The organism is Pseudolysinimonas sp. (assembly GCF_039912695.1).
In the GTDB taxonomy this organism is placed as follows: Bacteria; Actinomycetota; Actinomycetes; order Actinomycetales; family Microbacteriaceae; genus Pseudolysinimonas_A.
In genome coordinates, this window is record NZ_JBDSPJ010000004.1 from 1 (window position 1) to 23,247 (window position 23,247).

The 23,247-nt window shown below is 66.7% G+C and carries 23 protein-coding genes and 1 tRNA gene; 5 read left to right on the forward strand and 19 right to left on the reverse strand.

Annotated elements, in window-relative coordinates; all coding sequences use genetic code 11:
• Positions 1 to 9: 9 nt before the first annotated feature.
• The 9 genes from ABIR17_RS01600 to ABIR17_RS01640 all read right to left on the reverse strand — a co-directional run bounded on the left by ABIR17_RS01600 (position 10) and on the right by ABIR17_RS01640 (position 8,731).
• Positions 10 to 1,095, reverse strand: a complete 1,086-nt coding sequence (locus tag ABIR17_RS01600; protein WP_348002611.1) for an IS30 family transposase — start codon at positions 1,093 to 1,095, stop codon at positions 10 to 12.
• Between the two features lie 157 nt (positions 1,096 to 1,252).
• Positions 1,253 to 2,329 carry a crosslink repair DNA glycosylase YcaQ family protein gene (locus ABIR17_RS01605; protein ID WP_348002612.1) on the reverse strand — a complete coding sequence of 359 codons (1,077 nt, stop codon included), beginning with the start codon at positions 2,327 to 2,329 and terminating at the stop codon, positions 1,253 to 1,255.
• A gap of 48 nt (positions 2,330 to 2,377) precedes the next feature.
• Positions 2,378 to 2,451: transfer RNA gene (locus ABIR17_RS01610), tRNA-Leu, on the reverse strand.
• A 12-nt stretch (positions 2,452 to 2,463) separates the two neighbouring features.
• Positions 2,464 to 3,786, reverse strand: coding sequence for an NAD(P)/FAD-dependent oxidoreductase (locus ABIR17_RS01615; protein ID WP_348002613.1), 1,323 nt, complete (start codon positions 3,784 to 3,786; stop codon positions 2,464 to 2,466).
• A gap of 33 nt (positions 3,787 to 3,819) precedes the next feature.
• Positions 3,820 to 5,088, reverse strand: a complete 1,269-nt coding sequence (locus tag ABIR17_RS01620) for a S8 family serine peptidase (RefSeq protein WP_348002614.1) — start codon at positions 5,086 to 5,088, stop codon at positions 3,820 to 3,822.
• Positions 5,085 to 5,606 (reverse strand): DUF501 domain-containing protein, encoded by a 522-nt coding sequence (locus ABIR17_RS01625; protein ID WP_348002698.1) that lies wholly within the window; start codon positions 5,604 to 5,606, stop codon positions 5,085 to 5,087. Before ABIR17_RS01625 ends, ABIR17_RS01620 begins: the two co-directional genes overlap by 4 nt.
• A complete protein-coding gene (locus ABIR17_RS01630) occupies positions 5,603 to 6,109 on the reverse strand; it encodes a septum formation initiator family protein (protein ID WP_348002615.1) in 507 nt (168 codons plus the stop codon). The genes ABIR17_RS01625 and ABIR17_RS01630 overlap by 4 nt, the downstream gene beginning before the upstream one ends.
• Before the next feature lie 17 nt (positions 6,110 to 6,126).
• Positions 6,127 to 7,407, reverse strand: coding sequence for a phosphopyruvate hydratase (eno, locus tag ABIR17_RS01635; RefSeq protein ID WP_348002699.1), 1,281 nt, complete (start codon positions 7,405 to 7,407; stop codon positions 6,127 to 6,129).
• A 49-nt stretch (positions 7,408 to 7,456) separates the two neighbouring features.
• Positions 7,457 to 8,731, reverse strand: a complete 1,275-nt coding sequence (locus ABIR17_RS01640) for an ATP phosphoribosyltransferase regulatory subunit (protein ID WP_348002700.1) — start codon at positions 8,729 to 8,731, stop codon at positions 7,457 to 7,459.
• A gap of 91 nt (positions 8,732 to 8,822) precedes the next feature.
• Here ABIR17_RS01640 and ABIR17_RS01645 point away from each other — a divergent pair, with 91 nt between their 5' ends.
• Together ABIR17_RS01645 and ABIR17_RS01650 are read left to right on the forward strand one after the other, a co-directional pair.
• A complete protein-coding gene (locus tag ABIR17_RS01645) occupies positions 8,823 to 9,080 on the forward strand; it encodes a type II toxin-antitoxin system prevent-host-death family antitoxin (RefSeq protein ID WP_348002616.1) in 258 nt (85 codons plus the stop codon).
• On the forward strand, positions 9,077 to 9,475 hold the full coding sequence (locus tag ABIR17_RS01650; protein ID WP_348002617.1) for a type II toxin-antitoxin system VapC family toxin: 399 nt from the start codon (positions 9,077 to 9,079) through the stop codon (positions 9,473 to 9,475). Before ABIR17_RS01645 ends, ABIR17_RS01650 begins: the two co-directional genes overlap by 4 nt.
• A 30-nt stretch (positions 9,476 to 9,505) precedes the next feature.
• On the opposite strand, the gene ABIR17_RS01655 is transcribed toward ABIR17_RS01650, so the two are convergent.
• The 4 genes from ABIR17_RS01655 to ABIR17_RS01670 are packed head-to-tail and all read right to left on the reverse strand — an operon-like array spanning position 9,506 to position 12,739.
• Positions 9,506 to 10,057, reverse strand: coding sequence for a hypothetical protein (locus ABIR17_RS01655; RefSeq protein WP_348002618.1), 552 nt, complete (start codon positions 10,055 to 10,057; stop codon positions 9,506 to 9,508).
• Positions 10,054 to 10,662, reverse strand: coding sequence for a gamma carbonic anhydrase family protein (locus ABIR17_RS01660; RefSeq protein ID WP_348002619.1), 609 nt, complete (start codon positions 10,660 to 10,662; stop codon positions 10,054 to 10,056). The genes ABIR17_RS01655 and ABIR17_RS01660 overlap by 4 nt, the downstream gene beginning before the upstream one ends.
• A gap of 4 nt (positions 10,663 to 10,666) precedes the next feature.
• Positions 10,667 to 11,305, reverse strand: coding sequence for a MazG family protein (locus ABIR17_RS01665; protein ID WP_348002620.1), 639 nt, complete (start codon positions 11,303 to 11,305; stop codon positions 10,667 to 10,669).
• Between the two features lie 15 nt (positions 11,306 to 11,320).
• Positions 11,321 to 12,739: an MFS transporter gene (locus tag ABIR17_RS01670; RefSeq protein ID WP_348002621.1), complete on the reverse strand. Its 1,419-nt coding sequence runs from the start codon at positions 12,737 to 12,739 to the stop codon at positions 11,321 to 11,323.
• 95 nt (positions 12,740 to 12,834) lie between these two features.
• Between ABIR17_RS01670 and ABIR17_RS01675 the strand changes: the two genes are divergently transcribed.
• Positions 12,835 to 13,608: a CPBP family intramembrane glutamic endopeptidase gene (locus ABIR17_RS01675; RefSeq protein WP_348002622.1), complete on the forward strand. Its 774-nt coding sequence runs from the start codon at positions 12,835 to 12,837 to the stop codon at positions 13,606 to 13,608.
• A gap of 32 nt (positions 13,609 to 13,640) precedes the next feature.
• Positions 13,641 to 14,018 (forward strand): VOC family protein, encoded by a 378-nt coding sequence (locus ABIR17_RS01680; protein WP_348002623.1) that lies wholly within the window; start codon positions 13,641 to 13,643, stop codon positions 14,016 to 14,018.
• On the opposite strand, the gene ABIR17_RS01685 is transcribed toward ABIR17_RS01680, so the two are convergent.
• The 6 genes from ABIR17_RS01685 to ABIR17_RS01710 all read right to left on the reverse strand — a co-directional run bounded on the left by ABIR17_RS01685 (position 14,015) and on the right by ABIR17_RS01710 (position 21,761).
• Positions 14,015 to 15,346 carry an FUSC family protein gene (locus ABIR17_RS01685; RefSeq protein WP_348002624.1) on the reverse strand — a complete coding sequence of 444 codons (1,332 nt, stop codon included), beginning with the start codon at positions 15,344 to 15,346 and terminating at the stop codon, positions 14,015 to 14,017. The genes ABIR17_RS01680 and ABIR17_RS01685 overlap by 4 nt on opposite strands.
• Positions 15,346 to 18,882: a transcription-repair coupling factor gene (mfd, locus tag ABIR17_RS01690; RefSeq protein WP_348002625.1), complete on the reverse strand. Its 3,537-nt coding sequence runs from the start codon at positions 18,880 to 18,882 to the stop codon at positions 15,346 to 15,348. The genes ABIR17_RS01685 and mfd overlap by 1 nt, the downstream gene beginning before the upstream one ends.
• 37 nt (positions 18,883 to 18,919) lie before the next feature.
• The gene (pth, locus tag ABIR17_RS01695; protein WP_348002626.1) at positions 18,920 to 19,513 is read right to left on the reverse strand and encodes an aminoacyl-tRNA hydrolase; all 594 of its coding nucleotides are present in this window, start codon (positions 19,511 to 19,513) and stop codon (positions 18,920 to 18,922) included.
• A 12-nt stretch (positions 19,514 to 19,525) separates the two neighbouring features.
• The gene (locus ABIR17_RS01700) at positions 19,526 to 20,212 is read right to left on the reverse strand and encodes a 50S ribosomal protein L25/general stress protein Ctc (RefSeq protein ID WP_348002627.1); all 687 of its coding nucleotides are present in this window, start codon (positions 20,210 to 20,212) and stop codon (positions 19,526 to 19,528) included.
• Positions 20,213 to 20,373: 161 nt separating this feature from the next.
• Positions 20,374 to 21,222, reverse strand: coding sequence for a hypothetical protein (locus ABIR17_RS01705; protein ID WP_348002628.1), 849 nt, complete (start codon positions 21,220 to 21,222; stop codon positions 20,374 to 20,376).
• A gap of 32 nt (positions 21,223 to 21,254) precedes the next feature.
• Positions 21,255 to 21,761 carry a gluconokinase gene (locus tag ABIR17_RS01710; protein WP_348002629.1) on the reverse strand — a complete coding sequence of 169 codons (507 nt, stop codon included), beginning with the start codon at positions 21,759 to 21,761 and terminating at the stop codon, positions 21,255 to 21,257.
• 22 nt (positions 21,762 to 21,783) lie between these two features.
• On the opposite strand from ABIR17_RS01710, the gene gndA reads away from it, so the two are divergent.
• Positions 21,784 to 23,238 carry an NADP-dependent phosphogluconate dehydrogenase gene (gene gndA / locus ABIR17_RS01715; RefSeq protein ID WP_348002630.1) on the forward strand — a complete coding sequence of 485 codons (1,455 nt, stop codon included), beginning with the start codon at positions 21,784 to 21,786 and terminating at the stop codon, positions 23,236 to 23,238.
• The last annotated feature ends 9 nt before the right edge of the window (positions 23,239 to 23,247 follow it).

Here is a 23,247-nt window from a genome sequence, read left to right on the forward strand (position 1 = left end):
AGGGCGGTTTCAAGCGGTGGAAGCAACAGGGGCTCTCCCTGTGTTCGAGAGTAGCTCGCTGAGCAGGCCGGCTGGCGTTCTGCGTCCGAGTGTTTTGCGGGGTCGCTCGTTGAGTTCGGTGGCGACGTCGAGAAGGTGCCGGGCACTGTGGGCGTTCAGATCGGTGCCTTTCGGGAAGTACTGCCTTAAGAGCCCGTTCATGTTCTCGTTTGATCCGCGTTGCCAAGGGGAGTGTGGATCGCAGAAGAAGATCGGAACTCCAGTGGCTTTGGTGATTTCAACGTGCCTGGCCATCTCGGTTCCTTGATCCCACGTCAACGACCGCCGCAGCTGAATGGGCAGAACGTTGAGGGCGCGAATCAGGGCGTCACGCAGCGCCGGCGCGCTGTGACCGTTCGGCAGCTGAACCAAGACCACGAACCGGGTAGTGCGTTCCACGAGCGTGACGACCGCGGATCCAGAGGCCGAACCGACGATGAGGTCACCCTCCCAGTGCCCCGCAACCAGTCGGCCGGTGGCCTCTGCGGGCCGCTCGCTCAGTAGAACTTTGTCTCGGATGCGACCTGGAGAAACGAGATGTAAACCGCGTGGTTTCCGGGCCGAGCGGCCCCGCCTCAGGTGACGGTGCAGACGCAATCCCACGTATCCGCGGCCCTGAACGAACAAGCTCTGATAGATCGTCTCGTGCGATACCTGCAGTTCTGGCCGGCCGGCGAATACCACAGCGAGGTCATCGCTGATCTGCTGCGGACTCCAATTCTTTCGAAGCCGTTCCTCGACAACTGCCGCCAGTTCTCTTTCATCGAGCCTGCCCGGTTTGGGGCGGCACGCTCTGATCTCCGACCGTTTCTGCGCAGCATACGGCCGGTAAGAACCAGTCGACGGGTGTGCGTTTCGGCGCAGCTCGCGACTGATCGTCGAAGCGGCCCGGCCCAGATCCCGAGCGATCTCCCGTACGCTTGCGCCGCTCACGCTCAGATCCGCCACTCTCAGCCGTTCATCCAGTCCGAGGTAGCGTCCGGACGACGCGACCTTCGGAACAGGTATTCGTCCGCCGGCAGCCTTGATCCACCGGTATCCCTGCTTACGATTCACTCCAATAGATTCACACGCGGCCGACGCCGACAGACCTTCTCGAACCCGATCCCAGAACGCATTCTCGCGATCGTTCAGAACTACTCTCGACGCCATTCCAACCACCTCACACAGCAGGTGTTGCAACGACCCCTTGAGACCAATCAAGCCTCCGGAGTCACCAGGCCTCCAACCGCAGACCCAGCCACTCCGCGAGATCTTCGATCTCGAGCCGCACGATCTCGTGTTCCTCAGGGTCGAACGGCAGCATCTCGTGCACCGCGTTCACCTTCAGCACCTCGCGTTTGCGGTCGACCTCCGCGTCGAGCTGCCCGATGAAGCGGTCGCCGAACAGGATCGGGTGCGCGAAGTAGCCGTAGATGCGCTGTGCCTTCGGTTTGAACTGTTCCAGCACGTACTCGAAGTCGAACAGCTCTTTGATAGCTGCCCGGTGAAAGAGCATCCCGTCATAGGGGCTGAGGAACGCGACCCGCCCGCCGGGGTCGTCGTCGAGGGCGGCGACCGCTTCGGGATCGACCCGCCACTTCCAGTCCGATCCTTCGACCGTCGCGGGTTCGCCCGCTGTGCCAACCGGAATCCACGGGGAGTTCTGCTTCGCGATGCCGTAGGAGCGCAGCCGCGCCTCGTTGAGAAGCTGCTCGGCTTCGGCCGTTTCATACACCGGGAGATTCTGCGGGTAGATGCGCTCGGCGAGATCCCAGCGGCGGTGGCGGCCCTCGCGACCGGCGATCGCCACCACCCCTTGCCGGGCCAAGAACTCGAGCATGATCCCGGTCTGGTTCGAACCTGACCAACCGTCCGGCGGGCGACTCACCTCGGCGATGTCCGGGATCTCGCTCGCGAACAACGGCCCCTCCGCCTTGAGCCGGGCAAGCACGTCGGCGCGGAACTTCGCGTTGGCCTCGAGCCACTCCTTCGTCGACGCACGGCGCGGCCAGGCGCGCATCGAAGTCTGCATCGGCGCCAGGCGCGAGATCGGGCGAAACGACCCGTCGAACTCGAAAAGCAGTCGGTCGCGCTCGACGGCCTTCGACAACTGTGCGGGTTCGTAGCCACGACCGAGGCGCGACCAGAGGATCGTGTGCTCGGCGGGGGCGATCGCGGTAGTCGGGTCAATCTTGATCGCGCCGAGGTCTTCGGCGATCTCCACGACATCCCCCGCCCGCTCGGCGTCGAGCCGCTGGGCTCGCACCGCGAGGCGCCGCGCCTCGTCGCGCGTCAGGTGGTGCGTCACGGTTCGAGGCTAGTCAGGGGCGACGACGTTCACCACGAGAGAGACCGGTGCCCTCGCTGGGGTTCGAACCCAGACTGAAGCGATTTTAAGTCGCTCGCCTCTGCCAATTGGGCTACGAGGGCGCGCTCGAAACCCTACGCCTTGGGACGCGAAGCGAACTCTTCGAAGGCAGCCCGCGGCACATCCCGAGCAGGGATGCCGACCAGGTCGCGGCGCACCAGGAAGTTGATGATCCAGTTGCCGAAGACGCGGATCTTGCGCTCCCACATCGGCATCGCGAACCCGTGGTAACCGCGGTGCATGAACCAGGCGATGAGGCCCTTGAACGCGATCGGGCCGCTCTGGAAGACGCCGTAGTACAGACCGATGCCGGCCACAGCACCCTGGTTGTTGTGGCGGTACTCACGCGGCGCTTCACCGCGCAGGTCTGCGACGAGGTTCTTCGCGAGGAGCTTGCCCTGACGCACGGCGTGCTGCGCGTTCGGAACGCAGTAACCGCCCGGTCCGGGAGTCTTCGAGATGTCGGGTACTGCCGCGACGTCGCCAGCTCCCCAGGCATCAGCTACGACTCCGGCGTCGTTGACGACGCGCAGGTCGGTCTGAACGCGGAGTCGACCGCGATCGTCGATCGGAAGATCGGTTCCGCGCACCACCGGGTTGGCCATGACGCCCGCGGTCCACATGATGGTGTCCGACTCGAACTTCTCGCCCGTCGAAAGCTCGACGACCCCTCCAACGGCGCTCGCGAGCTGGGTGTCGAGGTGCACGGTGGCGGCGCGCTGGGCGAGGTTCTTGATCACCCAGAGGCTGGTCTTGAGCGACACCTCGGGCATGATGCGGCCCGCCGCCTCGATGAGGTGAAAGTGCGTGTCGTCGATCGTGAGGTTGCGGTACTGCCGCAGCAGCGCCGAAGCGTAGGAGCGCAGTTCGCCGAACAGCTCGATGCCCGCAAATCCTCCACCGACGACCACGAAGGTCAGCAGCCGCTGACGTTCCGGCCCGGCCGGCAGATTGGATGCCCGGGCAAAGCAGTCGGCGACACGGTCGCGGATCGCGATGGCCTCTTCGATGTTCTTAAGGCCGATCGCCTCGTCGGCAACACCCGGGATCGGGAAGGTGCGCGAGACGGCGCCGGCGGTGACGACGATGGTGTCGTAGTCGATCTCCCACGACTCTCCGACCGGCGGGGTCACGGTGACCTTCTTCGCGGCGTGGTCGACCTTACTCACGCTCGCGGTGATGACGGTGGTCTTTGTGAGGTGACGGCGGTGTGAGACGACAGCGTGCCGGGGTTCGATGGACCCTGCCGCGACCTCGGGGAGGAAGGGCTGGTAGGTCATGTACGGCAACGGGTCGATGATGGTGACCTGCGCCTCGCCACGGGCGAGCTGCTTTTGCAGCTTTTTGGCCGTGTAGAAGCCGGCGTAGCCGCCGCCGACGATCAGGATCTTGCGCACGATGTGAAAACTCCTCGCTGGAAGAACAACAATCTACCGTGCCCGAGGGGGGCGAAATCGCCGCACCGCGGCAACGGTGAGTCCGCCCGCCACGAAAGCGAGAATGGCGAGCACGAGCGCCGGAAGTCCGTACACCTGGAGGTTCGTGAGACGGGGGAGCAACGTCCCGGTTGGATCCGCAACGCCGTCCTCGGGAACAGCCTGCGGGGTCGGCTGGAAGGTGTCCGTCGGCTCCGGGGTCGCGGCCGCTGCCCGCCGGTTCACCCGGATCCAGTCAGCCAGGTCGCCCATCGGGTTCGCGGTCACCGTTGGCACGTCGGCCGAGACCGCGGCGGCTGCGTCGACGTAGCCGAACCCGTAGGTGAAGTCGTCGCCAGGAGGGCCGGCATCCCGTGCTGTCGCGATCAGCCGGTTGATGACGTTCGCCGCATCTAGTTCGGGGTGCGCAGCCCGCACCAGCGCGACGATGCCCGCCACGATCGGCGTTGCGCCACTCGTGCCCGCCCAGGTAACGACGCTTCCGCTCGGCGTGACCCCGACGAGCCCCTCGCTCGGAGCGGCGACCGCGATCGTGATCCCCTGCGACGAGGCCTTTGCCGAGGCGACGCCGTTGCGGTCAACGCCGCCGACCGTTAGCACTCCGGGCATGGTGGCCGGCGCGCCGACCTCCTCCGTACCGTTGCCCCGGTTGCCTGCCGCCGCGACCACGACCACGTCGTGTTGTGCGGCGTAGAGAAACGCGGTATCCCACGAGGGCGGCCACTCGAGGGTGTTGCGGGTGAGCGACAGGTTGATCACGTCGGCACCGTGATCAACGGCCCAGGTCACGGCATCCGCGACCTGGGTGTCGGAGTCGCGGGCGCCCGCGCCGAAACTCATCGAGATGGACAAAATGGATGCCTCCGGCGCCGATCCGATCACGCCTGTTCCCGCGCCGGTGCCGCGCCCCGCGAGCAGTGACGCGACCATCGTGCCGTGGGAGGGGAGGTCGCGGCCGACCGGGGTTCGACCGTCAGCTGCGCCCAGCCCCGAGAAGTCGGTGCCCCCCACGACCGCATCGCCAAGGTCGGCGACTCGGGCGACTCCTGTATCGATGATCGCAATCGTCACCCCGGCACCGCGGGTCACCGACCACGCGTCGCCGATGCCGTAATCGTCGAGCCAATACTCCTGGTCGCGCGCCGCGTCGTTCGGGCTTGCGTGGTCGGTCGCAACAGCGGGTTCGGTCGGCACGGCGCGGCTGGATGCCGCGGGCGCCAGCACGGTGATCGCGACCAGCGCGACGGCGAGCAGCGCTCTCATGCCGACCGAGCCGCGCCGGGGTCGGCACATTCGCACCGTTGTGGCGACCAGGCCGAAAGTTTCAGGGCCGCATCCCCGACGGGGTTGACCCCGGGACCCGCTGCGAGAGCGTGGCCGACGAGGGCATGCAGGCACTTCACCCGGTCGGGCATTCCCCCCGCCGAGTATCCGGCGATCTCGGGAACGATCTCGATGCTCTCGCGATCGGCCAGGTACGACTCGTGAGCCGCACGGTACGCGGCGGCCGCATCGGCATCCTCAAGCTGCGCCGCCAGAATCGGCATCATTCCGGTGGCTTCGAGGGTCGAGATCGCGGCCGTCGCCGCCGGATGCGACAGGTAGTACAGCGTCGGAAACGGCGTGCCGTCGTCGAGGCGCGGCTGGGTCGCGACGACAGTCGGATTGCCGCACAGGCACCGGGCGGCGATCCCGATCACACCGCGGGCAGGGCGACCGAGTTGTGCTGAGACGACCGAGATCTCGGCCGAGGTCGGCGCCGGAAAGGGCGGGCGCATCAGCCGCCCTGAGTGGGGCTGCCGACCTGACCGCCGTCGAGCTGGTCAGGGGTCGCGTCGGTGAGGCCCGCACGGTAGACGGTGTCGAGGAGTGCGTGCACCCAGTCGACTGTTCCGGTTTGGATGCTGCCGCTCACCGGCAGACCGTCAGGACTGCCCGTGGCCGGGTCGTCACCGATCACCAGAAACGTGATGTCCCCGGGATAGACGTAGTACAGCCGGTCGCGGGCTTGCGACTCAATGTAGGCAGGGTCGCTCCAGCGCGCGATCTCGCCATTCAATTCGTCGACACTCGTTTGAGCGTCGGTGAGCGATTTCTCGAGCTGAGCGATCTGCTGTTGCTGTTCCACAAAGGTCTTCAGATTCGGCGCCAGCACGACGAGCGCGCACACGACGAGCAGGAGCAGCGAGAGCGCAAAACCCGACATGCGGAAGTTGCGCAACCAGGCGGCCGCGCGTGACTCGGGTGCCATCGCGACCGGAATCTGTCGCTGCTTCCGGGCCATGCGTCAACGTTAAGTCGTTAGGCCTTCCAACGGGGGAAGGCGGACCGGCCGGCGTAGACCGCGGCGTCGCCCAACTCCTCTTCGATGCGCAGCAACTGGTTGTACTTCGCCACACGGTCGGTGCGTGCCGGGGCACCCGTCTTGATCTGACCGCCGTCAACCGCGACCGCGAGGTCGGCGATCGTGGTGTCTTCGGTCTCCCCGGAACGGTGAGACAGGATGGCGGTGTAGCCAGCGCGCTGGGCGAGAGCCACGGCATCCAGGGTCTCGGTCAGGGTGCCGATCTGGTTGACCTTCACCAGGATCGAGTTCGCGACCTTGAGGTCGAGACCCTTCTGCAGACGCACCGGGTTGGTGACGAAGAGGTCGTCGCCGACGATCTGCACCTTGTCGCCGAGCTTTTCGGTGAGGTGCACGTAGCCGTCCCAGTCGTCTTCGGCCAGCGGGTCTTCGATCGTGGCGAGCGGGTAGTCCTTGACCAGCGCCTCCCAGAATTCGGTGAGCTGCTCACCCGACAACTTCTGCTTCTCGAACGAGTAGACGCCGTCGGCGAAGAACTCGGTCGCGGCGACGTCGAGGCCGAGCACGAAGTCGGTGCCGGCCTTGAAGCCTGCAGACCCGATCGCCTCGACGATGAAGTCGAGCGCGGCGCGCGCACCCGGGAGGTCAGGGGCGAAGCCGCCCTCGTCGCCGAGGCCGGTCGACAGGCCTTTCTTCTTCAGCAGACCCTTGAGCGTGTGGTACACCTCGGAGCCCCAGCGCAACGCGTCGGCGAAGGTGTCAGCCCCGACCGGGATGACCATGAACTCCTGGATGTCGAGTGCGGTGTCGGCGTGAGCGCCACCGTTGATGATGTTCATCAGAGGCACCGGAAGGGTGTGCGCGTTCACGCCGCCGATGTAACGGAACAGCGGCAGGTCGACCGAATCGGCGGCAGCCTTCGCGACGGCGAGCGAAACGCCGAGGATCGCGTTCGCGCCCACTTTGCTCTTGTTGTCGGTGCCGTCAGCGGCGATCAGTTCGGCATCCACCAAGCGCTGGTCGGTCGCGTCGAAGCCTTCGATGGCCGGGCCGAGAATGTCGAGAACCCCGGCGACGGCCTTCAGAACACCTTTGCCGCCGTAGCGGTTCGGGTCTTCGTCGCGCAGCTCGTAGGCCTCGAACGCCCCGGTCGATGCACCCGACGGAACGGCAGCACGTGCGACGGTGCCGTCTTCGAGGAGTACCTCCACCTCGACGGTGGGGTTGCCTCGGGAGTCAAGAATCTCGCGAGCGCCGACGGCTTCGATAGCAGACAATTTTTCCTTCATTCTGTTCGTGAGGGCTGGTGGCGTGCCCGCGTCGATCCTAAGGCTGGCTGGTTTGGGTCAGAGGACGCAGGTCGATGGATGCCGCGGTACTTCCGCCGGAAACGAACGCGAACCTGGTGAAGCCTTCGATCGCGAGGGCTTCGAGGGTGGGCTTGGTGTTCTTCGGACGCACAACGAGCCGCACCCGCGAGCCTTCGGCGATCAGAGCCGCTTTGAGGCTCATCAACTCCCCGAGTGGGACGTCGGCGTCGTGCAGCAGCGCAACGGCATCCGCCCCTTCCGCTGCGGTCAGGGTGACCAGGTCGACCAGGCGCTCGAACCCGAGCGAGAACCCGGTGGCGGGCACCTCCGTGCCGAGGAAGCGACCGATCATCCCGTCGTAGCGGCCGCCGCCGCCGAGCGAGTAGTCGACGCTCGGGTGCGCGAGTTCGAAGATCGGGCCGGTGTAGTACCCCATGCCCCGCACCAGGAAGGGATCGAAGCGCAGGAGGCTCGCATCGGGATCGGCACCGCGAGCCGCGAGCACAGCGTCACCGATCGCGACGAGCCCGGCGAGGGCGTCAGTGTTCGGGTTGGCGGGAAGAGCCTTGCGGATGGCGGCCTCACCGAAGGGCAAAAACTCCTTCGTCGTCGGGCGTCGGAAGAACTCTTCGAGCGCATCCACGGCGGCGGGAGTGACACCCCGCTCGCGCAGTTCGGCGATGACGCCCGGCTGCGCGATCTTGTCGAGTTTGTCGATCGTGATCAGCACGCCGTCGAACTCGGACTCAGCAAACCCGAGGGTGGTGAGCATCCCGATCAAAAGTCGGCGGTCGTTGACGCGGATGAAGCCGTCGTTCAGACCGAGGGCATCGAGAGCGTCGAGACTTGCGACCAAAAGTTCAGCCTCGGCGAGTGGGCCCGGTTCGCCCAGGATGTCGATGTCGCACTGCACGAACTGGCGGTAGCGACCCTTCTGCGGGCGCTCGGCGCGCCACACCGGGGCGATTTGGATGGCGCGGAACACCGCCGGCAACTCCGCACGGTGCGAGGCGTAGAAGCGGGCCAGCGGCACGGTCAGATCGAAGCGCAGCCCGAGATCGGCAAGCTCGAGCGGTGCGGTCGCAGCCTGCAGGTCGTCGCGGGTCAGACCGCGTTTGAGGATGCCGTAGGCCAACTTCTCGTTGTCGCCGCCGAGGCCAGCGTGCAGGCGCTCGGAATCTTCGGCGACCGGAGTCTCAATCTCGTCGAATCCGTGCGCCCGATAGACGTCGCGGATGACGGTGAGGATCGCCTCACGGCGGGCTTTCTCGGCGGGGAGGAAGTCGCGCATCCCGCGGGGCGGGTTCACCTGCTGTGCCACAGATCCATTCTGGACGTGCGACGCAGTGCGACATGCGGCTACGTCCGACTACGCTTGACGCATGACCCTTGTTGCCGCGCGTGAACTCCGCAACAACACCGCCGATCTCCTCCGACGTGTCGCGCGGGGCGAGAAGATCACGATCACGTTGAACGGGGTCGAGGTGGCGGAGATCATCCCGATCAAGAGTCGCGGCAAACGCCGTTTCATCTCGAAAGAGGAGTTTTTCCGCACGGCGCGCTTTGCCGACCCTGGTCTACGCGAGGATCTCGCCGAGCTCGCGGGCGACACGACCGACGACCTGGGCCTCTTCGAGTGACCACCTACGGGCTCCTCGACACGAGTGCAGTCATCGCGTGGGAGCAGCGTCACATCGGTGATCTCGATGGCATCCCCGACCAGGTTGCGATCAGCGTCGTAACGCTCGGCGAATTGCAGCTCGGGATCTACGCAGCACGTGACACGGAGATACGAGCCCAGAGAATGGGAACACTCGATTGGGTCAGCGGCTTCGAGACCCTCGACGCGGACGCCGATGCTGCCACCGAATGGTCGAGACTGACCTACCGTCTGCGGGAGCAAGGGCGGCGGATCAACGTGAACGACCTATGGATCGCATCCATCGCACTTGCTCACGGACTGCCGGTCGTCACCCAGGATGACGACTTCGGGGTGCTCGAAGACCTCGGCGGTCCGGTAGTTATCAGGGTCTGAGGGCGAGCGCCCGGCCCATCTGAACTTTCGTCAGCCGAGCGGCGGGCAGCCGAGCCCTTGCACGACCCGCGCCCAGTAGTCGACCTGGGCGACTGTGGTGGCCAGCACGACAATCTCGCGCTCGGTGAAATGTTCCCGAAGGCGATCGCCCATCTCCCGAGGCACGGCAATGGGGGTTGCCGTGAGCAGTCGGGAGTACTCGATCGCGAGCCGCTCGGCCGCGTCCAGCGAGGCCACCCCGACCGCATCCCGCCGACCCTGCACGACGGCGAGTTCGTCTTCGGTGAGGTGCTTCTCCCAGTCGCGACCGTTGAATCCGATGCAGAACGGGCATTCCACGGCTGACGACACCGTCATGCGCACGATCTTCAGCATCCGTTCGTCGACCCGTCCGACGCCTTTCGCGACCAGCGACTCAAGCACCCCTGACCCGATTGCCGCCCGCGGGTACCAAGTCAACAACCGCGCGACGAGCACGTCTTCGCCGGTCGCGCGGCGCGAGATCCACAACCCGAATCGCAGCAGCAGGGGGACGCGGCGCGGCGGCGCAATGAAGGCCTCAGTAAGCGCGCCCGCGGTCATGGCGCGGGGTCGACGGCGACGTCTTCAGCGTGCCGCGAGAGGTGTCGCGCGTATCGCTCGGTCAGCTGCACCATCAGGTCGGGCGTCTCGCGGTCAAGGCCGAACACGTAGCCGGGAAAGTCGAGTTCGCTCTGCCGCGCCCAGATGTCGTCGTGCCGCTCGGGCGAGAGGATGTCGACCGGATCCCCGACCGCAACCCACCCGATCGGAACCGTCGAGTTCGGCGGCAGCACCGTGCGCAGATGCACGACCGCATTGATGCGCACCTCGCTGCCGTCACCGATCACCGCGCCATTGAAGACTCGGGCGCCGGTGGCGATGAAGACCTCGTTGCCGATCCTCGCCCCCGAGATGGATGCCAGCGGGCCGACCAAGCAGTGGTCGCCGATCCTCAGCGGGTCGCTCGCACTGGCGCGCAGAACCGCGTTCTCCATCACGATGACGTGCTCGCCCAGCACGATTGGACCGCCCTCGGCGCTGATCACAGCACCGTGCAGCACCTGGCAGTCGGCGCCGATCGTGACATCGCCGCTGATCAGTGCCCCGGGCGCTATGACCGCGTCGGGGTGAATTTTCGGGGACCGCCCCAGGTGTTCGACGAGCATGCGCTCACCCTAACTCTGCGGTCACAACCTCAGTACGGAGTTGCCGAATCGCCCCTCGTAGGGCGCGATCGGCATCCAGCCCTGCGGCTTTCGCCCCCGACACGAGGGCGAGCAGTTCGGCGCCGAGTTCTTCTTCGGTCGCTGGCACCGCAGCCGGGTCGCGAGTGACGCCGAGCTTCGCGGCACGCCCGAGAGTCTTGTCGGCGAGTGCGAGCGAGGGCATCCCGTCGGGGATCCCGTCGAGCACGCTCGTGCGGTGAGACTTCTCGACCGCTTTGATCGCCTCCCAGTTGGCGACGACCTGATCGGAGGTGTCGGCCACGACATCCCCAAAGACGTGCGGATGGCGCCCGATCATCTTCTGCGTCATGTGCGCCGCGACGTCTTCCAGGGTGAACTCCCCCGCCTCGGCAGCAAGGTCGGCGTGAAACAGCACCTGGTAGAGCACGTCCCCGAGCTCCTCGACGAGGTCGTCGCGGGTGCCCGACTCGATCGCCTCAACCAGTTCGGCGCTCTCCTCGACGAGGTACTGCACGAGCGAGGCGTGGGTCTGCTCGCGATCCCAGGCGCAGCCGCCGGGGGCGCGGAGGCGCTCCATGGTCGCGATCAGCTCATCCATCCGGGGATGCGGCGCGTCGGTCATGCGACCATCCTGCCGTCAGCTAGACGCCGGGGCCTCGACCGGTTGCGTGCGGCCCGGCAGGGCGATCGCCGCGGCCAGCAGCAGAACGGCAACGACGGCCGCGCCGATGAAGACGGCACTCGACGCCGCGATCAAGGTGGCGCGGTCGGTTTGGTCACCACCGTGGCCGGCGATGACCGCGTTCGCGATGGCACCCAGAATCGCGACCCCGAATGCCTGACCGATCGAGCGACCGAACATATTCAGCCCGGTCACCACTCCGCGCTCCTGCCATTCGACGCTGGACTGCGCGGCGACAAGACTCGGTACGGCGCTCAGGCCGAATCCAAATCCGATGACGAAGCACGAAATCGCGACGAACGCGATCGATGGTGTTGCGGCAGTCGCGGCGAGGAACGCCGTTCCCACCAGGACGAGCGCCGCGCCGACGAGCACGACGGGGCGAAACCCGAAACGCAGGTAGAACCAGCCCGAGATCGCGGCCGCGAGGGGCCACCCGATCGTGAGGGTAGCCAGTGACAGACCGGCGATCACCGGACTCGTCGGCACGGTGCCTTCGAGATAGGTCGGAACGTAGGCGGTCAGGCCGACGAGTGCGGCACCGATCGTGACACCCAGGATGACCGAGGTCGACACGATCCGTCGCCGGAACAGACCGAGAGCGATGATGGGATCGCTCGCACGGAGCTCGACCGCGACGAAGCCCATGAGCAGTGCCGCGCCGACGACGAAAATACCGACGCCGAGGGGCGACCCCCATTCCCATCCCCGGCCGCCTTCGAGCACTCCGAGCAGAATGAGCGACGAGGCGGAGGTGAGCAGAACGGCACCGGGGATGTCGAGCGAGCGTTTGCGTCGTTCGACCTTTTCCCGGTAGGCGCGAATCAGAAGGAAGCCGGACACGAGAGCCAGCGGGATGTTGATGAAGAAGATCGCACGCCAGATGTTGAACTGAGCGAAAAGGCCGCCCAGGGTCGGGCCGAGCACGCTCGCAACGCCCCAGACGCTCGCGACATAACCCTGCACCCGAGCCCGCTCCTGAAGCGAGTAGATGTCACCGATGATCGTGATCGAGATCGGCAGGATGGCGCCAGCGCCGATGCCCTGCACGACGCGAAAAGCGATGAGCGACTCCATGTTCCAGGCGAGACCGCAGAGCACCGACCCCAACAAAAAGGCGGCGACGCCAAACAGGATGACCGGCTTTCGCCCAATCGTGTCGGCGAGTTTGGAGTAGACCGGCACCGTCACCGCCGAGGCGAGGAGGTAGCTCGAGAACAGCCAGGGGAAAGAGGCGAAACCGCCCAGGTCGCCGACGATCGACGGCACGGCGGTCGCGAGGATCGTCGCGTCGATCGCAACCAGCCCGGTAACGACCATGACGGCCAATAGCACCGGACCGCGCTCCGACCGCAACCCGACGCCGTTCGACACGAGTCCACCCTTCTGCGGCGTGCGAGCCACACCCTCGTGATGAAAGGCGACCGGCGCGTCAGGTATTCCCGACTGGCGACAGGGAGGATGGGGTCATGGATTTCACCGCCCTTGCCCTGCTCGGCGTTGTGGTCGGCATCCTGGTCTGGCGGGCGGCGAATCGGGAGCGCGGCGAGTACGCACGCTTCAAGCTCCTGCGCGCGACGGAGGCGCGGCAGAAGGTCTACCGGCGCTGGGTGATCGAAGCGGCGATCACACTCGGTGGTCTGTCGATCGCGGTGATCGTCGCGACCTGGGTCGACATCCCGGCGCTGCTGGCCGACGCCCAGACCTGGCCACCGGTTGCGGCGGTGCACGCGCTCCTCAGCACCCCGGTCGGCCTGACCGTCGCGATCGGGGTCGCCGTTCTGGTGCTGGCTGCTCTCGTGGTGCCGGTGCTGCTCATCCGCAATTCTGGGGAGGAGCCGCCAGCCCTCGGCGACATCCGCGCGCTGCTGCCGCGCGCTCGTGCGGAGTTGCCCTACGGGGCCGCGCTCTCGTTGGGTGCTGGCGTCTACGAAGAGCTGCTGTTTCGGCTCGGGATGCCGGCCCTGATCTTCGCGGTCACCGGCAACGCGATCGTCGCGTTCGTCGGCGCGACGGTGCTGTTCGGGTTGCTGCACGTTTACCAGGGACCGGTCGGGGTCCTGTTCGCGACGTTGCTCGGTGTCATCTTCGCGTTCCTGTATCTGGTGACCGGAAGCATCCTGGTGGCCATCGTCTTTCACGCGCTCATCGATCTGCGCTCGATGGTGCTCATCCCGGTGGCGCTCGGCTGGGTTCGGCCGACCGGTGTGACGCCCGAGCCACCCAAACCGCCCGAACTCTAGACCGCGTCGGCGGTCGGTGGGAAGGTGGGCACATGCTCACAACGACCGGTGCTTTCAGCGGAATTTCTGTCGACGATCAGGCGGCCGCACTCGCCTTCTACCGCGACACTCTCGGCCTCCCCGTCGACCAGACGCCGATGGGGCTGCGTCTGACGCTCGACGGCGCGACAGTCTTTCTCTACGAAAAGGGTGACCACCAGCCCGCGTCGTTCACGGTGCTCAACTTCGAGGTGCTCTCGATCGACGCGGCGGTGCGCGAACTGGTTGAGGCCGGCGTGACCCTCGAGCGTTACCCCGGGATGCACCAAGACGACGACGGCATCCTGCGCGGCAAGAAAGCCAACATGGGTCCCGATATCGCGTGGTTCACCGACCCGGCGGGCAACATCCTCTCGGTGCTCGAGGCTTAGTTCGCCAGGTTGTCGCGAAGCCGCTCGAGCGCGGGCAACAGGGAACGGGGTTCTCGGATCGCTCGACGCGCCTCGCCAAGAGCGCCACGCGGTGGTATCTCGGGACGGGCGGCAGCGATCTGACGGGTGAGGGCGATCCAGCGTCCGTTGCGGCGGGCGCGGGCGATCGGGATGCGGGCAAGCGCCCGCCACGGCTTCGCCACCTCTTCGAGTCTCACGAGCGCACGATCGACCGGACCGTACGAGGCATCGGGAGTCGCCCAGGCCTCCCCCACCGCTTCGAACACCGCCGCGATCCGCAGCCGCAGCACGCCATCCGATCGGATCGGCAACACGAACCAGGCAACGAGGATGCCGATGAGGCAACCCGCGGCGATCGCGAGCACGCGCATCGGGAGGTCGACCGGAGCGCTCACGAGCTCCTGCTGCAGGATCGTCACGACGAGGGTCATGATCAGCGCCCACCAGGCGTAGCTGAGCGACCGCAGCAGGACTCCGATCCCGAGCAGCGCGACGATGAGCGCCGCGACCGGCCAGCCATCGAGTCCCGGCAGTGCGGAGACCGGGAGGGCGATCAGACTGCCGGCCAGCGCGCCGCCGAAGCGGAGACCAGCGGTATGGATGACGTCGGCGCGGCCGCGGTTGCGCGACAGCACCAGGTACGCCGACAGCACGATCGAGGTCGCGTGCTCGGGGATCACCAGCAGGCCCAGCACCCAGGCGAGGGCGACCGCGAGGGCGAGTTGGATCGCCATCCGCGTGCTCGGGATCGGGCGCAGCCGGCTCGGTGCGGGCGGGTCCTGGTCGGCGGGATCGGCGGGTTCGGTCCGCGGAATCAGGCGCACCGCCTGCGCACCGACTCGAACCGCGACGACCACGATGAGGGCGAAGATCGCAACGAGCGGCACAGCGACCGCGACGTCGGCGAAACCGCCCGCGACGTTCACTCGCACAGGCGTCACCAGCAGGGTGATGAACGGCACCGCGATCAGCGCCCCGATACGTCGACCCTGCTCACCGAACCGTCGCATCCATACCGAGGCGAACATTGCGAGTGTGAACAGTGCGGCGCCCAGCCACGGGTTGACGTGTGTCGCCAGGCCGACCCCGGCAACAGCAACGGCGAGCACGGGCAGCGCGACCAGCGCCTCGACGCGGCCGCGCCAAGATTCAACCAGTCGACTGCGCGAGAGCATGAGGGCGATCGCGGCGCCCAGGATGACGACATCCCCCCGCGGGAACAGCAGCCAGGTGACACCCGCGACCACCGCCATCGCGACGGCTGCGCACAGTCCCACCCCGGAGGCTGCCCGCAGCGTCGCGCGCATCAGTTCACGGGTTCCTCGGGTGCGACGACCGGCGCGACGACCTCGGGTGCGACGACCGGGGGCGGGAAGAGTGCGGTGAGCACCCCGGCGACCCAGGCGATCAGTTGGGTGTCGGTTCCGGTCGGCAGCGGGATGCTGAGCGCCTTCGCCTGCACGAAGATCTTCGATCCCGGATACATCCGCTGCAGCCGCACCTGCTTGGAATCGGGAAGGTCGGCCGGCGCGACGCGGAGGTTGCCGCCGACGGCCACGACATCCGAGAGTCCTGCCTTCTGCGCGGTGCGCCGCAGCCGCGAGATCGCGATGAGGTTCGACACCGCTTCGGGAAGGTCGCCGTACCGATCGGCGAGTTCTTCGGCGACCGAGTCGATCGCGTCATCAGGGGAAGCTGGGGCGGCTGCCGTCGAGAGCTTCTGGTACGCCTCGAGCCGCAGTCGCTCGCTTTCGAGATACTCCTCCGGGATGCGCGCATCCACGGGCAGTTCGAGCCTGAGTTCGGTCTGCCCTTCCGCGACATCCCCGCGGAATGTGGCCACGGCCTCACCGATCATCCGCAGGTAGAGGTCGAAGCCCACCCCGGCGATGTGGCCCGACTGCTCGCCGCCGAGCAGGTTGCCCGCGCCGCGGATTTCGAGGTCCTTGAGCGCGACCTGCATGCCCGAGCCGAGCTCGGTGTTCGCAGCGATCGTCTCGAGGCGATCTTGGGCCGTCTCGGTCAGCGGCTTGTCATCGTCGTAGAGGAAGTAGGCGTAGGCGCGCTCCCGGCCGCGCCCGACCCGTCCCCGGATCTGGTGCAACTGCGACAGGCCGTACTTGTCGGCGGCGTCGATGATCAGGGTGTTGGCGTTGGCGATGTCGATGCCGGTCTCGATGATCGTCGTCGAGACGAGCACGTCGAATCTGCGCTCCCAGAAGTCGACGATGACCTGCTCGAGCACGCTCTCGGGAAGCTGGCCGTGCGCCACTGCGATCCGCGCCTCGGGAACCAGGTCAGCGATCTGCGCGGCGACTCTGTTGATCGACGAGACCCGGTTGTGCACGAAGAACACCTGCCCTTCGCGCAACAGTTCGCGGCGGATCGCGGCCCCGACCTGCTTCTCGTTGTACGGCCCGACGAAGGTGAGAATCGGATGCCGGTCTTCGGGCGGAGTCGCCAGAGTCGACATTTCGCGGATGCCGGTGACCGCCATCTCGAGCGTGCGCGGAATCGGGGTGGCCGACATCGCCAGGATGTCGACGTTCGTCTTCAGTTTCTTGAGCGCGTCCTTGTGTTCAACGCCGAACCGCTGCTCCTCGTCGATGATGACGAGCCCGAGATCCTTAAATCGGATGCCGTCGCTCAGCAGTCGATGGGTGCCGATCACGACATCCACCACTCCACTCGCGAGACCCTCGATCGTGTCTTTCGACTCTTTGTCGGTCTGGAACCGGCTGAGCGCGCGCAGGTGCACGGGGAACCCGGCGAAGCGTTCGGCGAAGGTCTCCATATGCTGGCGAACCAGCAGCGTCGTCGGGACCAGCATTGCGACCTGCTTGCCGTCTTGCACGGCCTTGAACGCCGCGCGAATCGCGATCTCGGTCTTGCCGTAGCCGACGTCGCCCGAGACCAGGCGGTCCATCGGGATCGGCCTCTCCATGTCGGCCTTGACCTCGTCGATCGTGATCAACTGGTCGGGCGTCTCGACGAACGGGAACGCCTCTTCCAGTTCCCGCTGCCACGGGGTGTCGGGCGGGAAAGCGTGCCCGACGCTCGCCATGCGGGCCGAGTAGAGCTTCACGAGTTCGACCGCGATGTCGCGAACAGCCTTGCGGGCCTTGCCCTTCGCCGCGGCCCAGTCGGAGCCGCCCATCTTCGACAGCGCAGGTGCCTCGCCGCCGACATAGCGGGTGAGCAGATCGAGTTGGTCGGTGGGGACCGACAGTCGGTCGGCGGGATGTCCACGCCTCGACGAGGCGTACTCGATGACCAGGTACTCGCGCACGACCTTCGCGTGAGTGCTGCCCAGCGGCCCGCGCGCGGTGCGCTCCCCCGACGCGACTTCGCGCTGGATGAGTTCGACAAACCGCCCGATGCCGTGGGTCTCGTGCACCACGTAGTCGCCCGCCTTCAGTTGTAGCGGGTCAACGACACTGCGCCGCTTGCTCGCCAGGCGCTTCACCTGCCGGGAGTCGACCCCGGCAGCGCGACCGTAGAACTCCGCCTCGGAGAGCACCGCGATCTTCTCTCCCTGCAGAGCGAACCCGGCTTCGACGCTCGCCTGCTCAACCCGAGGCTCGACCCCTGCCTGCGCCAAAACGTCACGCGCGCGCTCGACCATGCCGGTGCCGGCGGCGGTGACCGTGACATCCCAGCCGTCACGCACCAGGTCGGCGACGTAGTCAACGGCGCCGTCGACCTGACCGGCGAAGGCCGGGATCGAGAACGCCTGCACCCGGATCACCTCATCCGCGTCGGAGTCGAACGGGCTGAGTGTCCACCAGGTGCGACTGCCGGCGGCCCGCCTCAGTGCGTTGACGGTCAGGAAGTCGCCCGACCCCAGGTCGATCGGTGCCTGGGCGCCCGCGGTCGCTGCGCTCCACGCTGCTTCGAGAAACTCGCGGTTCGTCTCGGCCAGATTGACGGCTCGAGTCGCGACGCGCTCAGGAGCCAGGATGGCGACCGCAGCATCCTCGGGGAAGGCATCGGTGAGCGGCACCAGGGTTCCGAGCAGTGCCGGCGCGAGACTCTCCATCCCGTCGGCCGGGATGCCTTCCGCAAGTTTGGCGAGCATGCCCGACAGGTTCGGAAACTCGCGCTCCATCTCGCGGGCACGCTGCCGCACACTGTCGGTCAGCAACAGCTCCCGTGCCGGGAGTAGTTCAACGGTCTCAACATCCCCCGGCAACGACCTCTGGTCAGCAACCGAGAACTGGCGAAGCTGCTCGAGCTCGTCGCCAAAGAACTCGGCGCGAACGGGATGCTCGGCGTCCGGCGGGAACACATCGAGAATGCCGCCGCGCACCGCGAACTCACCGCGACGGGTGACCAGATCGACCCGCGCGTACGCGAGCGAGGCGAGGCGAAGCGCCAGTGCGGCGAGTTCGTAGCCGCGACCTTTGCCGGTCAGAACGATCGACTCGATCTCGGCCAGTCCCGGAGCCATCGGCTGGAGGGCGGCCCTCACACTTGCCACAACGATCAAGTGACCTTTTCGGTCCCAGGCTTTGATCTGCCGAAGGGCGCGCAGGCGCGTGCCCACAGTCTCGGCGCTCGGGCTCAGGCGTTCGTGCGGCAGCGTCTCCCAGGCGGGAAACTCGAGCACTGTCGAATCTGGGGAGTAACAGCGGAAGGCCGCGGAGACCGCCTCGACGTCGCGACTCGTGGCGACAACCGCGAGCAGTGCCTGCGCGGACCCCCGGGTGCCTAGGAGGGAAACCAGGAGCGGAACCCTCAGGCCGTCGACGAGGCTAAAGTCAGCATCCCGGTCTGCCGCATTCAGGGCGTCGTGGAGCTCGGGGGCGCGCGTCAGCGCCAGAATCGTCGTCTCGAGACCCACTCGTTCGAGCTTAGGCGGGTCCTCCGACCCTCGCCGCTCAGTCCTTCGGGGAGTGGTGACGCTGTTGCGCGGCGACCAGACCGTCGCGGATGACATCCTCAACCGCGTCGGCGGCATCCGACAGCAGGTTGGGCAGCACCTTCTTTTCCGCGGTCGAGAAGGCGGTCAACACGAAGTCGGCGGGATCCTGGCGGCCCGGAGGACGCCCGATCCCCACCCGTACGCGGACGAAGTCGGGCGTGCCGAGGGCAGCGATGATGTCTTTCACGCCGTTGTGGCCGCCCGGTCCGCCGCCGGTCTTCAGTCGCACCTCGTCGAACGGAATGTCGAGTTCGTCGTGCACGACGATGATGCGGTCAGGCGAGGTCTTGTAGAACTTCACCAGCGCGGCGACGGGCCCGCCGGAGTTGTTCATGAAACTCGACGGCGCCGCGAGAACGACGCGGGCTCCGCCGGGAGCGAGTCGCCCTTCGGCGACCGACGACCGGGTTTTGTGCACCTTGAAGCGTGCTCCAAGACGTTCGGCGAGCGTGCCGATGACCATCTGCCCGACGTTGTGACGGTGGGCGGCGTAGCCAGGCCCGGGATTCCCGAGCCCGACCACGAGCCAGCCGTCAGCAACGTCGGCCATGAAAGGAGAGAACTACTCGGCGGCGGGAGCGTCGGCGTCGGCCGACTCGCCCTCAGCGGTCTCACCCTCAGCGGTCTCGCCCTCAGCGCCCTCCGCCTCGGCCTCTTCGCCGAGGTCAACTTGCGCCTCGCCCGTGATGCCGACGATAAGAACCTCGGGGTCGGTGATGAGGGTCGCGCCGGAGGGAAGCTTGACGTCTTTCGCGTAGATCATCGAGCCTTCGCGCAGGCCTTCGATGCTCACGACAACGTTTTCCGGGATGTGCGTGGCTTCGACCTCAAGCGAGATCGTGTTGGCATCCTGGTTGACGCTCGTCTCGGGGGCCGACTCGCCTTCGAGGTGCACGGGGATGTCGACGGTGACCTTCTCGCCCTTGCGCACGACGACCAGGTCGAGGTGCTCGATGATCTGACGAACCGGGTCCTTCTGCACGTCCTTGACGAGCGCGAGCTGGCTCTTGCCGGCAATGTCGAGTTCGAGAACCTGGTTGGCCTTGCGCAGGATGAGCCCCACCTCGTGACCGGGGAGCGCGACATGCTGCGGCTCGGTGCCGTGGCCATAAATGACGGCGGGAATCTTGCCGGCGGCGCGGAGGCGGCGGGCGTAGCCCTTGCCGAACTCGGTGCGCAGTTCGGCGTTGAGCTTGTTGTCGTCGTTGTGGTCGACGACCTTCTTGGCGGCCTTGCCGTATTCAGCCATGGCTGTACTCCTTGGTATTCGGGGCGTCGCCCCGTCGTGGCTCTTGTGTCACAAGACTGGTTCAACTCAAGCGCTTCGCAAGCGCGAGGAAGACGGATGCCGCCCACCGCGTCGATCACGGCTTCCCAACGGAAGCCCTCGCCGAAGTTCAGTGGCCCATGCTACAGGGCGAGAGTGTGCCCGGGAACCGCTGTTCGGGAGCGAACCGCTCCCCCGATGGCGACCCCGAGAAATGTGAAGCCCAGCAGCACCAGCTCGCCATAGGCGACCGGAAGTTGTGCCGTTACGGCGGCGGGGAGCATCCGATCCCCCAGGATCGCGACGGTTCCGGCGATCGCGACCACCAGACCACTCAGAATCGCGCCCCTCGAACTCCATCGAAGGCACAGGCCCGCCACCCCGGCGAGCGCCGTCGCACCCACCAACAGAACCGCAGAAACCAGGTCGTACTGGAACAGGGTCACGTACTGCTGGCCGAACCATCCGCCCGCAAAGACCACGAGGAGCACCGCCCCGATCAGCGCGGGGCCGCTCACGATCGCGGCGACGACCTGCGACCGCTTGGTGGCAGAACGCGACGAGAGCCGCGACCTCACCCCGAGCGCCGCGGCCGCGAGGAAGGTGCCCAGCACGAGTGCCGTACCGCTGAAGTAGAAGATCGCCGAGGGTGCGCCGAAGTCCGAGCTCACCCCGCCGAGCATCTCCGAGATCTCAAGCACCGGATTGAGGGTGCCCGAGAACATCCCGAAAGTCGGTGCGAGCAGCACCGCTAACGCCCCCAGCAGCGCATGCACGGCACCGACCGTGAAGATCCCGAGCCAGTGGAGGGCGACCGTTGCGCCGGCAGCCGCCAGCAGCAGACCGCCGATTCCGACGAGGCCGGAGCCAACGAAATCGGCAACGAGGCCCGTGGTCGCGCGCTGGTGGATCCCGATTCCGATCCAGGCCGCGACCAAACCGACGACGGTCGCCCCGGAGGCGGCCAGCAGGCTCAGCAGGGGGCGAAACACGGCGTCAGCCTAGCGAGCCAGTACGCGAGCGGTCACGGCTGATCCGGGGCGTTCGTGACCTGCGCGACGATCGACGCGACCAACTCTGCAAGCGGCAGCGCGACATCCACCTCGATCGGATGCTCGTCGGCCCCCGGCACCTCGAGAGTGGCGAGTTGCGAGTCGAGCAGCGACGCCGGCATGTAGGCGTGGTGGCGGGCGGCGATCCGCGACGCCAACAGTTCGCGTGACCCGTGGAGGGAGACGAGCAGCAGGTCGGGGGCGGCCCGACGCAGACGGTCGCGGTAGGCCCGCTTGAGTGCCGAGCAGGCGACGACGCACGGGTCATCGGCGAGCACATCGGCGATCCGGTCGAGCCACGGCGCTCGGTCGGCGTCGGTCAACGGGATGCCGTGCGCCATCTTGGCGCGATTGGCCTCGGGATGTAGGTCGTCGCCTTCCACGAACGGAAGACCCAGCGCTTCGGCGAGCGCAGCCCCCACCGTGGACTTGCCCGAGCCCGAGACGCCCATCACAACGACGGAGTGAGGGAACGACATCGGCCCACGCTAGCCTGAATCCGTGGCCTCATCCTCTTCAGCAACCGCCAATATCGGAGTCGTCGGACTCGCCGTCATGGGTTCGAATCTCGCCCGCAACCTCGCCAGTCGCGCGGGGAATGTGGTGGCGATCTACAACCGCTCGTACGAGAAGACCCAGACCCTGATGGATGACCATCCCGAGGCTGGGTTCGTGCCCTCCCCCGACTACGCCGCATTCGCCGCGTCGCTGTCGAAGCCGCGCGCCGCGCTCATCATGGTGCAGGCCGGTGCAGGCACCGACGCTGTGATCGACGAACTGGTCAAGGTTTTCGAGCCGGGCGACATCATCGTCGACGGCGGCAACGCTCTGTTCACCGACACCATCCGCCGCGAGAAGGCCGTTCGGGCGACCGGGATCAACTTCGTCGGGGCCGGCATTTCCGGCGGCGAGGAAGGCGCACTGCTCGGTCCGTCGATCATGCCCGGCGGATCCGACGAGTCGTGGGTCACACTCGGCCCGATCCTGAAGTCCATCGCTGCCATCGCCGAGGGCGAGCCCTGCGTCACCCACGTCGGCCACGACGGCGCCGGGCATTTCGTGAAGATGGTGCACAACGGCATCGAGTACGCCGACATGCAGCTCATCGCCGAGGCCTACGACCTCATCCGTCGCGGCACCGGCAAGTCGCCCGCCGAAATCGCGGAGATCTTCGCGGAGTGGAACAAGGGCGAACTCGAGTCGTACCTGATCGAGATCACCGCCGAGGTTCTGCGCCAGGTTGATGCGTCGACCGGCACACCACTGGTGGATGTCATCCTCGACCAGGCGGGCGCGAAGGGCACCGGTGCCTGGACGGTGCAAACCGCTCTCGACCTCGGGGTTCCGGTGTCGGGAATCGCGGAAGCCGTGTTCGCCCGGTCGCTGTCGTCGAAGCCGCTGCAGCGCGCGGCCGCGGGAAACCTCCCAGGACCGTCGGTGCCGATGGTCCCGGATGCCGACGCGTTCGTCGAAGACGTGCGCCAGGCGCTCTACGCCTCGAAGATCGTCGCCTACTCGCAAGGTTTCGACGAGATTGTCGCCGGCGCCCAGCAATTCGGCTGGGACATCAAGAAGGGTGACATCGCGAAGATCTGGCGTGGCGGTTGCATCATCCGCGCCCGGTTCCTCAACCGGATCACCGAGGCGTACGCCGACGATCCGGGTCTGGTCGCACTCATCACCGCACCGTTCTTTCGGGGAGTCGTCACCCAAACCCAGGATGCCTGGCGTCGCGTCGTCGCGGGCGCAGCGCTCGCCGGCATCCCCGCCCCGTCGTTCTCGTCGTCGCTGTCGTACTACGACGGCCTGCGCGCGGAGCGACTTCCCGCCGCACTCATCCAAGGCCAGCGCGACTTCTTCGGCGCCCACACCTACAAGCGCGTCGATAAAGAAGGCACCTTCCACACGCTGTGGAGTGGCGACCGTTCTGAAATCGAATCGTCCGACAGCCACTGAGCGGGTCCC